The following is a 12,373-nucleotide window of genomic DNA, read 5'->3' as shown; positions in this document are numbered from 1 at the left end:
CCGGCGCCCCCCGAGGCCTCGACGCCCCCGACCGCCGCGCCCCCGACCGCCGCGTCCCCGACCGCGACTGCCCCAAGCGCGACTGCCTCGACCAAGGACGAGCCGATCCCGCCCACGGCATCGCCGTACGACGCCTTGCCGCCGGGTGTCGGCAAGACGATCGTGCTTTCAACAGCCCGTTCCCCTTCCCGTGGCGCCCGAGCGCGGCCCTCGACGCGTGTAAGTCAGTCTTTGGAGATGGTTCCCGGCTGACAAGAGCGCGCTGGCTGACACACGGGCGTACCCGCCCTGCAAAGGCCGAGAAGTCTCAAGCCGCCCGCCGTCTCCGTGCCACCGTCGCGCCCCATCGAGGAGGCGGCCGTGATCGACCGGATCCTGCGGTATCTGGGCGAAAGAGGGTCCACGCGCCCAGCAGCCATCCGGGCGCCGGTCGCCTCCCCGGCGTCAGATCAGCGGGGTGCGGCCGGGTATCGCGACGGGCTCGACCGGAAGCGGCCCCATCTCGTACCGCGCGGGCCGCAGGTCGAGCTTCGAGGCGTTCATCACCCAGTCCCACTTGAGCGCCCGGCCCGTGTAGGCGCTCATCCGCCCCATGATGCCCGTCATGGTCGCCTCGGCGAGCCTCACGCCCTCGTTGATCGGCGTCTTCTCACGGATGGCGCGCACCAGCGCGCCGTGCATCTCGAGGTCGCCGCTCGATCCGTCGCCGTCGAACTCCCACGGCTTCTCGCCCTTGATGATCGCCGTCGCGCGATCGACGTGGGCCGTGCCCTTCGTGCCGTGGATGACGTTGCCGACGCGGGTGCTGATGCCGCGCTGCTGCGTGGCCATCGCGAACATCGTGAGGCCGTTGGCGTATTCGTAACGCACGGAGAAGTGGTCGAAGATGTTGCCGAACTGCGGCCCGGTCCGGACCTGCCGCCCGCCGAGGCCCTGGCACACGACGGGCGTCGCGCCGGCGACCCAGTTCACGATGTCGAGGTTGTGGACCAGTTGCTCGACGTAGTGGTCGCCCGAGAGCCAGGTGAAGAGCGGCCAGCATCGCACCTGCCACTCCATGTCGCTCCACGCAGGCTGGCGATCGTGGTAGTGCCAGAGTTCCATGTCCCCGATCCACAAGGCCTCGAGGTGTGTCAGGTCGCCGATCCGCCCGTCGCGGATTTGCTGCATCAGCTGGAGGTACTGCGGCGCGTAGCGCTGCTGGGTGCCGACGACGAGCGAGAGCCCCTTCTGGCGGGCCCGCTCGGCCGCGTCGACGAGCGCCCGGACCCCGACCGGATCGACGGCGCCGGGCTTCTCGACGAACAGGTGCTTGCCGGCATCCACGGCCGCCCCCACCATCTCCGGCCGGAAGCCCGGGGGCGTGAGCAGCATCACAAGGTCCACGTCGTCGAGTGCCAGCACCTTCTTGTAGGCGTCGAAGCCGAGGAAGACGCGGCCGGGGGGGACGTTGACCTTGCCAGGCACCTCGGCCTTCAGCTTCGCGAGCGCCGCGTCCACCTTGTCCTGGAAGAGGTCCGCGATCGCGACCAGTTCGACACCAGGGGCGGACTTCAGGCAGTAGATGGCATCCACGGTGCCTCGCTGACCGGCCCCGACCATCGCCACCCGGACCTTGTCGGAGCCCTGGGCAAACACGCCAGGCACTGGCATCGCCAGGCTCGCCCCCGCCGCCCCCATCACCTTGCCGAACTGCCGCCGCGACACCAAGTCCCGTTCGCCCGTCGTCATGATGACCTCCCGCCCGCCCACAGCCGCAGATCGCGCGCCGCGCCGATTATGGCACCAGGGGAGAACGCGTGACGCTTGATGCCTAACGCGGAACTCGCCGAGCGGTAGAATGCCGCTCGATCCATGACGACCATGAGCCACTCTCACCCGATCGCCCACGGGCCATCGCTGGTCGCCCGATTGCGCGGCGCCGCATTGCTGTGGGGGCTTCTGCTCTCGTCTCCCCTTGCCGCGCAGCCGGCGACTGGCGACTGGTTGCTGGGGCAGGCCGTCGCACGCGCCGCCGTGCATCACGACCCCCAGCGCCGTGAACTGACGATCGGCAACGGCCTCATCTCCCGCACGATCCGCGTCGCGCCGAATGCGGCGACGGTCGGCTTCGACAACCTGACGACACACGAGTCGCTGCTTCGCGCCGTGGCGCCCGAAGCCGAGGTCGAGATCGACGGCCGACGGTACGCGATCGGCGGCCTGGTCGGGCAGCCGAACCTCGCCTACCTGCGCCCCGAGTGGGTGGAGGCGCTCACCGCGGAGCCGGGAGCGTTCCAGTTCGAACGGTTCGAGACCGGCGCACCCGTCCAGCGCATGGCATGGACGCGCGCGCGGCACGCGAGCCACAGCGCGTGGCCGCCGCCCGGTGTGTCGTTGACGCTGTGGTTCGTACCCCCTGCGGGTGCACTGCCGGGCGTGACCGTGGCCGTGCACTACGAGCTGTACGACGGCATCCCCCTGCTCGCCAAGTGGATCACGATCCACAACCGCGGCAGCCGGTCGCTCCGCCTCAACAGCTTCAAGAGCGAGATCCTGCGCGTCGTCGAGGCCGAGTCACAGGTCGACCCGAGCCCCGAATGGCAGCGGCCGCGCCTGACCGTGCTGACCGACTTCGCTTTCGGCGGGATGTCGGTCGCCAGCCTGCACCGTGCGGTGTTCTGGACCGACGACCCGGCATACACGACACAGGTCAATTACGCGTTGAAGACGCCGTGCCTGCTCGAAGTGAAGCCGCCGCTCGGCCCGGACGTGGACATCGTGGCCGGCGCAGAGTTCACCGGCATCCGCGCCTTCGAGCTGGTGCACGACACCGACGACCGCGAGCGGCAGGGGCTGGCGATTCGCCGGCTCTATCGACTGATGGCGCCGTGGGCGACGGAGAACCCGTTGATGCTGCACCTGACGTCGACCGACCCGCAGGTCGTGCGGACCGCCATCGACCAGGCTGCCGAGACGGGCTTCGAGATGGTCATTCTCAGCTTCGGCAGCGGCCTGAACATGGAAGACGTGTCGCCAGCCAACATCGCCACGTTCAAGGCCCTTCGTGAGTACGCCACGCGCAAGGGCATCGAGTTCGGCGGCTATTCCCTGCTCGCCAGCCGGCGCATCAGCGACGACCACGACGTCATCAATCCGCGGACGGGCACGACCGGCGGCGCCATCTTCGGCAACTCGCCGTGCCTGAACAGCACATGGGGACAGGACTACTTCGCCAGGCTGAAGACCTTCATCGAGGAGACGGGGTTCTCCGTGCTGGAGCACGACGGCAGTTACCCCGGTGATGTCTGTGCCTCGACGCGGCATCCCGGCCATCGCGGGCTGGACGACTCGCAGTGGACGCAGTATCAGCGCATCACCGAGTTCTATCGCTGGGCTCGCGCGCGAGGGATGTACCTGAACGTGCCGGACAACTACTTCCTGGCCGGCTCGAACAAGACCGGGATGGGATACCGCGAGACGAACTGGTCACTGCCGCGCGAACAGCAGCACGTCCACGCGCGACAGAACCTGTTCGATGGCACGTGGATGAAGACGCCGTCGATGGGCTGGATGTTCGTTCCGCTGGTGCAGTATCACGGCGGCGGTGCGGCGGCGACCCTCGAGCCGTTGCGCGAACACCTGGGCGACTACGAGCAGCATCTGGCCAATGCGCTCGGCTACGGGGCGCAAGCGTGCTATCGGGGCCCGCGGCTGTACGACTCACCGGAGACCAGGGCCGCGGTCGTCAGGTGGGTGACGTGGTTCAAGCGCTACCGCGACATCCTCGAATCGGATGTCATCCACGTGCGCCGCGCCGATGGCCGCAACCTGGACGCCGTCCTGCACGTCAATCCAGCGGTGCCAATCAAGGGGCTGGCGATGATCTACAACCCCGGCGACGCACCGCTGACCCAGGACATCACGCTGCCGCTGTATTACGCAGGCGTGAGCGACACGGCTCTGGTCGCCGAACGGGACGGCACACCGATCAGGATGACGCTGGATCGCCACGATCGCGTCACCGTACGCGCCACCGTCGAGCCGCGCTCGAACACGTGGTTCGTCATTCGTTGACGCCTGGCGACGCAAGGGAGTACATCGCCCGGCGCTCTGGGGACACCCACCGCACTCCGCCCGACCCGAAGGAAAGGGCCGGGGACAGGTCAACGCGTCGGGTTCTTCCAGCGCAGTCCCGGGAATCGCGTGAAGTCGGCATCGGTCGAGTGCAGTTCGGCCTGGTGCTCGATGCACAGCGCGGCCAGGTGCGCATCGGTCGTGAGGTTGCCCGCGGAACCCACCCGCTCGAGCAGCCCGAAAAGCACGTCAGCGTGCCTGTCGCCGGGGTGCAGGATGGCGACGCACGGTCGAGCCAGCCACGTCCGCACGTGGCCGCACGCGATCGACACCTCAAGCGGACGGACGAGGATCTGGCGATGAGTGGTCAGGCGGATGAACCCGAGCGCCGTGACCCAGGGAAGACCCACCGGTTGCGTGCCGTTGAGCAGTCCCTCCCACCACGCGCGGGCGGCCGCATGGACCCGCGATTCGCTGTTGTAGGCGTGGATCAGCAGATTCACGTCCGGGACGATCATCGCTCCAGGGTCCGGGCGACGGCCTCGACCTCCAGCTCATCGACGAGCTGATTCAGCCGATCGGGGTCGATGCCCGGTCTCAGGCCGAGCGGGTGCGGTTCGACGCTGAAGCGCGAGGCCTTCGGCGGCCTGCCGGTCAGCCCCAGGCCGAGTCGGATGGCGTCGTTGACCAGGGACTTGAAGCTCTTGCCGGTGCGGCGGGCCTCGCTGGCGAGACGTTCGGCAACATCCGGGTCGAGCGTCAGCGTCGTTCTCATGATCGCATCATGATGCCTGCCAGCAGTGATGTCCAGATGCCTGACGGCGCCGCCCTACCTCGGAGGGAGGGGTCCCGCGCCGGCCTCGAGCTCGCGCACCATGCGGTCGTCGCCGGTGAGCTCCCAGTAGACCAGCGACACCGGAATCATGCCCACCCCGTCGACCTCGTCGAAGAAGCGACGCATGGAGAACTGGTCCCCGAGCTGCCGGGCACGCATGGCGATCGTCTCCTCCATCAACCGGCCCCCCGTGACGTAGCTGGCCCCGTAGCCGGGCTGACGCAGGTAGAGGTGCTGCTCGAAGCCGAGGAGGGGATCGCGGCGCATCCACCCGCGCGGCGTCCAGTTCACGTGGATGTCTCCCGCCTCCGCCATCGTGAGGTCGTTGGCGTGCGCGAAGAGGTTGCCGAGGCCGCGCGCCGCGCGCGTGATCAGCATGATCCACACGATCTCGCGTGAACGCGGGCGGTCGTCGTACAGCCCGGCGTGCATCATCCACTCTTCCATGGACGTCGCCATGCCCTCGGCACGGCTCATCCAGACGTTGTAGAGCAGCGGGCCGCGTCGAATCGGGTTGGTGGTGAGGCCCTCGCGCTGCCGCCAGTTGTCCCACCAGTGGTACAGGTGCGTCCAGAGGGGAATGGGGTCGCGGTGATTGCCCTGCGAGAAGAAATCGCGTGTCGCGGCCGGCACGAAGCCGGGCATGCGCTCGCGCAGGGCCTGCTCCATCCACGGGTGCACGGAGAGCAGGTCCGTACGCCGGATGAAATCGAGGTAGCGCGTGAGGGCGCGGTCCTGGAGGGCCGCGTACGCCTCGGGCGTGGCGGCCGGCTCCAGTGGGGGCAGCGCGCGGTTGCGCTGCTCCTCGAGACGCAGCGCCGCGTGGGCCCGCGCCAGTTCGCGCCGGGTGATGGTGACCTCGTCCTCCCAGGAGAGCGGCACGAGCAAGACGTTGCGCAGGAACCAGGTGTACTGCGCCTTGCCGATGCCCGACGGACCGGTGCGTTTCGGCGACTCGTCGCGCAGCCACTGCGCGAAGGATTCCGTGGCATCTCTGGCCGCGCCGACCGCGGTGGTCAGGGCACGATCGCCGTCTCCGACCAGGCCCTGCAGCCGGCCGAGTGCCTCCGCCTGTTCCTCGAAGGCGCGCACGCCGCCGACCCACAGGTCGCGCGCGGTGGCGCCGGCGAGATTGATCCGGGCCTGGCGCAGCAGCGTCGGGATGGTCTGCAGCGCGCCGGTGAGCCGACGGGTCTCGTCCGGGGTGAGCGGCCGTGGGGTCTCGAGCCGTGTCCGCGGCCAGATCCCGTACTGCCACAGCCGAATCGCGCCATGGATGGTCGGGCCTTCCTCGGCCGGCGTGTCGCTCTCGTCGGTTCTGATCGACGCGTAGTAGGCCGGATCGCGGGCAAACGGCTGGAGCACCGTCAGGTGGTACTCCATGCCGTTCATCTCGGCCCGCACGAGGTGACGGTCCACCTGGTGCGGGATGGACCACCCGGCCGTGTCGAGGGCCCGCAGGCGCTGCTGGAACGCGCGCAGCGTCTGCAGGCGCCTGGCGTTGGTGGCCGGCGTGTAGTCGGGGATGCCGTCCACACGAGGCGGCTCCTCGAACGTGCGCCAGTCGCGAAACAGCTCGAGCAGCGCTCCGTAGGTGCCGCCCTGGGCGTGGGCCGGCGCCGCCAGCGCCGTCGTCAGCGCCAGGACCAGCAGGCAGAGCCGTCGCGTCACACCGTGACGACCTGACCCGTCTGGACGGACTTCTCCTCGGCCTCGCAGATGCGCACGGCGTTGAGGCCGTCCGTGGCGGTGACGATGGTGGGCGGGTGCCCGTGCTGGATGGCGGTCAGGAAGTGGTGCAACTCGCCGACGTAGCCGTCCGGTCCTTCGGGCGTGACGACGCGCGGGTCCTTGCCCTCTTCGAGGATCTGCAGGGCGTTGTCGCCGCGCGCGCTGTCGAAGTCGACCGTCGCGCGCTCGAACATGACCGTGTAGGCCATGCTGAACCCGCTCGCCATCAGCCAGCTGCCCTCGGCATACACCGTGGCCCCGCCCGGCACCATGTACTGGGTGACGACGTGGTCGGTGGCGCCGCTGAAGCGCGACACGCCGGTCGAGAAGACCGCGGTGGGCGTGCCGAAGAGGAACTGCACGAAGTCGGTGTCGTGGACGTGCAGGTCGAACAGCGCGCCGCCGGACTCGCCGCCCTTGAAGTAGCTGTCGCGGCTCCATCCCGGCGGTGCGGACACGCGGCGGAAGCGGGCGGTCAGGATCTCGCCGTAGGTGCCGTCGGCCTTCAGGTCCTTGAGGAAGGCCCAGCCGGGCCAGAACCGCATGCACATGGCCGGCATGAAGAACGTGCTGGCGGCCGCCGCCGCGTCGACGATCTCCTGCGACTGCGCCGAGGTCCGCGCCAGCGGCTTCTCGCAGATCACGTGCTTGCCGGCGCGCAGGGCCGCAATCGTCTGCGGCACGTGCAGGGGGGTCGGCACGCAGAGGTCGATCAGGTCGACTTCGCCGTCGGCGAGCAGGTCCTCGAACTTCTGGTAGGCCCGCACGTCGGGACCGAGGTCCACCGCATCCGAGCCGGCGACGTTGCCGGTGACACCGGCCAGCACGCCGTTGACCGGCAGGCGCACGGCGTCGCAGACGGCGACGATGCGCGCGTTGTCGGGCAGTTTGCGGTACGCATTGATGTGGGTCAGGCCCATGAAGCCCAGGCCCACGACGGCGACGTTGACGGGACGGTCGAGAGGGTTGTCGTTCACGAGCGTGATTAGAACGCACTCGCCGCGTCGAACTCAATCGGCGTGCCCGATCCCGGATCGGCGCGTGACGCTATGATCCGGCCTCAGTCCAGCACAGCCGTCCCGTGCCGTCGCCACTCTCTGGAGCCTTCGTGCGCCTCACCTGCCGTCCTGCCCGCGCCGCCCTCGCACGATACTGCCTCGCCTGGTGTGTGCTGCTGGTGGGACCCGGTGCGATGGCGAGCGCCGACACGTACCCGCGACAACCCGGCGTCGACGCGGTGCACTACGCCTTCCAGCTCACGCTCGGCGACGACACCGACGAGATCCTGGGAGAGGCCGCCATCACGTTCCGCTTCACGGCTGCTGGCGTCACGACCGTGGCGCTCGATCTGGCGTCGCCGGTCGACGGCAAGGGGATGACGGTGGCCGAGGTGACATCGGCCGGCGTGGCCGTGCCCTTCCAGCATCAGGACGGCCGGCTCGTGCTCCGCCTGCCGTCGTCGCCAGGGGTCGGCGAGGACCGCATCGTCACGGTGCGGTATCGCGGGGTGCCGGCGGGCGGGCTGCGCATCCTGCCCAACAAGTTCGGCGATCGGGTCTTCTTCAGCGAGAACTGGCCGAACAACGCCCGCCAGTGGCTGCCGATGATCGACCACCCGTACGACAAGGCGACCAGCGAGTTCCTCGTGACGGCGCCGGCCCGGTACCAGGTCGTGGCCAACGGCCTGCTGCAGGAGGAGGTCGATCTCGGCGACGGGCGTCGGCTCACGCACTGGAAGCAGTCGGTCCCGATTGCCTCGTGGCTGAACGCCATCGGCGTCGCGCAGTTCGCCGTCCATCACGACGGGCTGGTCAAGGGCGTACCACACCAGACCTGGGTCTATCGGCAGGAGCGGGCCGTCGGCCCCGCCTGGTTCGAGCGACGGTCGCGCCAGGCCATGGACTTCCTCAGCGAACACGTCGGGCCGTACGCCTACGAGAAACTCGCCAACGTCGAGGCGGCCGGGTTCAATGGCGGCACCGAGCACGCGAGCGTGATCTTCTACGGCGAGAAGTCCATCCTCGAGCGTCCTGACACGGGGCTCATCGCGCACGAGATCGCCCACCAGTGGTTCGGCAATGCCGTCACCGAGCGCGACTGGGACGACGTGTGGCTGAGCGAGGGCTTCGCCACCTACTTCACGCTGCTGGTCGCCGAGCACCACGAGGGCCGCGATGCGTTCGTCGCCGGACTGACGCGGAGCCGCGAGGCCGTGTTCGCCCTCGAAGCGAAGCACCCCGGCGTCGCCGTGCTGCACGACAACCTGTCGGACATGAAGCAGGTGCTCAACCGGATCATCTACCAGAAGGGGGGATGGACCCTGCACATGCTGCGGCACCGCATGGGCACCGACGCCTTCTGGAATGGCATCCGCGACTACTACCGGCGCTACCGCAACGGCAGCGCCACCACCGACGACTTCCGCCAGGTGATGGAGGCGCATGCCGGGCAGGATCTCCGGTGGTTCTTCTCGCAGTGGCTGTCGCGCGCCGGGTCCCCCGTCGTCGAGGGCCACTGGACCCATGAGGCCGGCTCGCGCCGGGTCGTGCTCGACCTGGCACAGACGCAGCCGGGCGACGCCTATCGCCTGCCGATCGAGGTCGCCATCACCACGGCCGGCATCACCCGCATCGAGACCATCGACCTGACACAGAAGCAGCAGCGATTCGCCCTCGCCGCCGACCAGGCGCCGACGGCGGTGGTGCTGGATCCTGGCACGTGGGTGCTCATGGATGCCCGCGTCACTCGCCGCTAGTCGACGTCGCTCCCGAGGAATCGTCATGACCCGCGTTGCTCTCTTCCTGTTCTCGATCCTGCTTCCGGCCACGCTGCTGGCGCAGACGACCCCTCACCACCAGAAGCACTTCCCGCCGGAGGAGTTCACGGCGCGCTGGGCGACCGTGTACGACAAGATCGGCGATCGCGCCGTGGCCATCGTCCAGGGCGCACCGCTGGCGCGCGGCTTCGCCTTTCCGCGGCAGTCGAACGAGTTCTACTACCTGAGTGGCATCGAGACCCCCGGTGCCTATCTCGTGCTGGACGGGCGCACGCGGCAGAGCACGCTCATCCTGCCGCCGCGTAACGAGCGGCTCGAGCGCAGCGAGGGCAAGGTGCTGTCGGCAGACGATGCCGATCTCGTGAAGCGCCTGACGGGGGCCGACGCCGTCGTCAGCACGAAAGCGATGGGCGAGGAGTGGCTGGCGGCACTGGCCGCGGCGCCGGCGCCGGCCGTCTACACGATGTTCACCCCGGCCGAGGGCACGGCCGAAAGCCGCTTCGAACTCCAGAACGCCAACGCCGCCATCGCGGCCGACTACTGGGATGGCCGCGTCTCGCGCGAAGCCCACTTCGTCAACCTGCTGCGCACGCGGGCGCCGCGGCTCGACGTGCGCGATCTGACGCCGATTCTCGACGAGATGCGCAGCGTGAAGAGCCCGCGCGAGATTGCGCTGATCCGGCGCGCCTCGCAGCTGGCGGGCCTCGGCATTCTCGAGGCGATCAAGAGCACGAAGGCCGGCCTGTACGAGTACCAGCTCGATGCGGCCGCCCGGTACATGTTCCTGGCGGGTGGCGCACGTCTCGAGGGCTACCGATCGATCACCGCGGCCGGCACCGCCAACATCTGGAACGGCCACTACTACCGCAACGACGCGCAGCTCAGGACCGGCGACCTCGTGCTGATGGACTTCGCGCCCGACTACGGTTACTACACGAGCGACGTCACGCGCATGTGGCCGGTCAGCGGCACGTACTCGCCCGTGCAGCGTGAACTGCTGCAGTTCGTGCTCGAGTACCGCAACGCGGTCCTGAAGTTCGTGCGGCCTGGCGTCACCACGAAGCAGATCTACGACGAGGCGCGTGTCGCGATGGCGCCGGTGTTGGCGCGGACGACGTGGTCGAAGCCGGTGTACGAACAGGCGGCGCGCAAGATGGTGGAGACGGGTGGGGGCACGCTGTCGCACCCGGTCGGCCTCGCCGTCCACGACGATGGGCCGTACAACCGGGGGCCGCTGAAGGTGGGGCAGGTCTTCTCGATCGACCCGCAGCTGTGGGTGCCGGAAGAGACGCTCTATATCCGGTATGAAGACGTGATCGCCATCACGTCGGACGGCTACGAGAACTTCACGGAGTTCCTGCCGACGTCGCTGGACGACCTGGAGCGACTGGTGGGGAAGGGCGGCATCGGGCTGCAGGTGCAGCCCGCCGCCAATCCGACCAGGCCGTGAGTCGGCTGGCCGGCTACCAGTTCGAGGTCGAGGTGCGCCGGTTCAGCAGGTAGGCGGTGACGGCCGCGAGGCCGCCGGCGACCACGACGCCGCGGATCACCTTGAGCAGGCTGAAGACCCAGGCGATGCCGAGGCCGAGCGCCGCCCACTGCACCCACCACTCGCCGTCCCAGGTCATCAGATTGATGACCGTGAGGAAGATCACGATGACCGGGGCGATGAACAGGAACTTGAGCGCCTTGAGTGTAGCCACACACCAACCTACGTCGTGGCCGGGCGAAAGTTCGCTAGACCAGCCCGAGGCGCCTCGCCGGCGTCCACGCGTGGCCCGGGAACACCGGTCGCAGGTCCCCGACGCCGAGATGTGACGTCAGCACCTCGCTGAAGACGTCGCGGAAGTCGGTGGTGATGGCCAGGTCACGGCCCTCGACCCGCTGCGCCGTGTCCAGGCCCGGCCAGCGACCGTAGACCCGCCCGCCGCGCACCGGGCCGCCGAGCAGCAGCATGGCGTTGCCATGCCCGTGGTCGGTGCCTCGCGTGCCGTTCTCCGCCACCGTGCGCCCGAACTCCGACATCGTGACCACGACCACGTCCTGCATCCCGGTGCCGAGGTCGGTGACGAAGGCGCCCAGGGTGCGGCCCACGTCGGCCAGCCGCCCGGCCAGCTGCCCCTCGGCACCGCCCTGGTTGACGTGCGTGTCCCAACCGCCGATCTCGGCGTAGGCGACCTCGAGCCCGACGTCGGCCTTGATCAACTGGGCGACCTGCCGCAACGCCTCGCCGAACGGCGACCGCGGGTACGTCGCGTCGGCGGCGGTGCGGGGACCACGGGTCTCGACGTCGCGCAGCGTGCGCATGGCGTCGAAGGCCTCGCGTCCGGTGTCGCGGAGGACCTGGTCGGCGGCTGCGGCGTACTGCGCCTCGAAGGCGTCGCCGGCCCGCGCGCCGCTGGTGAGGGCCATGCGCTGGAGGCTGGCCATCGCCAGCACCGGCGCCGAGCCCTGCAGCACGCGCGGCAGTTGCGGCGAGAGGGCCACGGCCCGCATGGCGCCGGCGTGCTCCGCGTCGTGCCGCTGCGCGAGGGCGCGATTGAGCCAGCCGTCCTGCGTGCTCTTGACGCCGGGCGTGCCGGTCTCCATGTAGTCCTGGGCGTCGAAGTGCGAGCGGGTCGGGTCGGGCGACCCGCAGGCGTGCACGATCGCCAGCTGACCGCGCGTGTACAAGGCGTGGAGCGGCGCCAGGCGCGGGTGCAGGCCGAAGTGGCCATCCAGATCCAGCGCACCGCCGTCCTTGCCCGGCGCGGCGATGGCGATCGTCGGTCTGGCGGCGTAGTAGGCGCCGTCGCCGTGCGGCACCACCATGTTCAGGCCGTCGACCGCGCCCCGCTGGAACACCACGACGAGCACCTTGCGGCGTCGCGTCGCGGCGGCGGCCGCTTCGGCGAGGAAGTGCGGCGCGAAGCCGAGGCTCAGCAGCGCCACCGCGCCCTGCTTCACGAACACGCGTCGGGAGTGCATGACGCCGG

Annotated in this window: 10 protein-coding genes; 3 read left to right on the top strand and 7 right to left on the bottom strand. The window is 69.3% G+C overall.

Features of this window, described 5'->3' with window-relative positions:
- Nucleotides 1–444: 444 nt before the first annotated feature.
- Nucleotides 445–1,731: a Gfo/Idh/MocA family oxidoreductase gene (locus Q0C41_RS14725; protein ID WP_291984642.1), complete on the bottom strand. Its 1,287-nt coding sequence runs from the start codon at nt 1,729–1,731 to the stop codon at nt 445–447.
- Between the two features lie 132 nt (nt 1,732–1,863).
- On the opposite strand from Q0C41_RS14725, the gene Q0C41_RS14720 reads away from it, so the two are divergent.
- Nucleotides 1,864–4,056, top strand: coding sequence for a hypothetical protein (locus Q0C41_RS14720; RefSeq protein ID WP_291984640.1), 2,193 nt, complete (start codon nt 1,864–1,866; stop codon nt 4,054–4,056).
- An 89-nt stretch (nt 4,057–4,145) separates the two neighbouring features.
- Here the strand turns inward: Q0C41_RS14720 and Q0C41_RS14715 are convergent, their stop codons facing one another.
- Genes Q0C41_RS14715 through Q0C41_RS14700 form a run of 4 tightly spaced genes read right to left on the bottom strand, consistent with a single transcriptional unit; the run spans nt 4,146 to nt 7,599 of the window.
- Nucleotides 4,146–4,574, bottom strand: coding sequence for a type II toxin-antitoxin system VapC family toxin (locus Q0C41_RS14715; protein ID WP_291984638.1), 429 nt, complete (start codon nt 4,572–4,574; stop codon nt 4,146–4,148).
- Nucleotides 4,571–4,831 carry a CopG family transcriptional regulator gene (locus Q0C41_RS14710; RefSeq protein ID WP_291984636.1) on the bottom strand — a complete coding sequence of 87 codons (261 nt, stop codon included), beginning with the start codon at nt 4,829–4,831 and terminating at the stop codon, nt 4,571–4,573. The genes Q0C41_RS14715 and Q0C41_RS14710 overlap by 4 nt, the downstream gene beginning before the upstream one ends.
- A gap of 54 nt (nt 4,832–4,885) precedes the next feature.
- Complete coding sequence (locus Q0C41_RS14705; RefSeq protein WP_291984634.1) at nt 4,886–6,562, bottom strand: DUF885 family protein; 1,677 nt, start codon at nt 6,560–6,562, stop codon at nt 4,886–4,888.
- Entirely contained in the window at nt 6,559–7,599 is a 1,041-nt protein-coding gene (locus tag Q0C41_RS14700; protein WP_291984631.1) for a Gfo/Idh/MocA family oxidoreductase, read from the bottom strand. The genes Q0C41_RS14705 and Q0C41_RS14700 overlap by 4 nt, the downstream gene beginning before the upstream one ends.
- A 131-nt stretch (nt 7,600–7,730) precedes the next feature.
- Here Q0C41_RS14700 and Q0C41_RS14695 point away from each other — a divergent pair, with 131 nt between their 5' ends.
- Nucleotides 7,731–9,377 (top strand): M1 family metallopeptidase, encoded by a 1,647-nt coding sequence (locus Q0C41_RS14695; RefSeq protein ID WP_291984629.1) that lies wholly within the window; start codon nt 7,731–7,733, stop codon nt 9,375–9,377.
- Between the two features lie 25 nt (nt 9,378–9,402).
- Nucleotides 9,403–10,848 (top strand): aminopeptidase P family protein, encoded by a 1,446-nt coding sequence (locus Q0C41_RS14690; protein WP_291984627.1) that lies wholly within the window; start codon nt 9,403–9,405, stop codon nt 10,846–10,848.
- Nucleotides 10,849–10,861: 13 nt separating this feature from the next.
- Here Q0C41_RS14690 and Q0C41_RS14685 read toward each other — a convergent pair whose 3' ends face one another.
- Complete coding sequence (locus tag Q0C41_RS14685; protein ID WP_291984625.1) at nt 10,862–11,101, bottom strand: hypothetical protein; 240 nt, start codon at nt 11,099–11,101, stop codon at nt 10,862–10,864.
- Between the two features lie 34 nt (nt 11,102–11,135).
- Nucleotides 11,136–12,365: a DUF1501 domain-containing protein gene (locus Q0C41_RS14680; protein ID WP_291984623.1), complete on the bottom strand. Its 1,230-nt coding sequence runs from the start codon at nt 12,363–12,365 to the stop codon at nt 11,136–11,138.
- Nucleotides 12,366–12,373: the final 8 nt, after the last annotated feature.

The organism is Luteitalea sp., assembly GCF_022842525.1.
Taxonomy (GTDB): Bacteria; Acidobacteriota; Vicinamibacteria; order Vicinamibacterales; family Vicinamibacteraceae; genus Luteitalea.
Note: the sequence above shows the minus strand (reverse complement) of the source record. Positions and strands in the feature narration are given on the sequence as shown.

Coding starts and splice junctions, on each gene's coding strand:
- Q0C41_RS14720 (WP_291984640.1), top strand. CDS start 1,864: ATGAGCCACTCTCACCCGATCGCCCACGGGCCATCGCTGGTCGCCCGA.
- Q0C41_RS14725 (WP_291984642.1), bottom strand. CDS start 1,731: ATGACGACGGGCGAACGGGACTTGGTGTCGCGGCGGCAGTTCGGCAAG.
- Q0C41_RS14715 (WP_291984638.1), bottom strand. CDS start 4,574: ATGATCGTCCCGGACGTGAATCTGCTGATCCACGCCTACAACAGCGAA.
- Q0C41_RS14710 (WP_291984636.1), bottom strand. CDS start 4,831: ATGAGAACGACGCTGACGCTCGACCCGGATGTTGCCGAACGTCTCGCC.
- Q0C41_RS14680 (WP_291984623.1), bottom strand. CDS start 12,365: ATGCACTCCCGACGCGTGTTCGTGAAGCAGGGCGCGGTGGCGCTGCTG.
- Q0C41_RS14690 (WP_291984627.1), top strand. CDS start 9,403: ATGACCCGCGTTGCTCTCTTCCTGTTCTCGATCCTGCTTCCGGCCACG.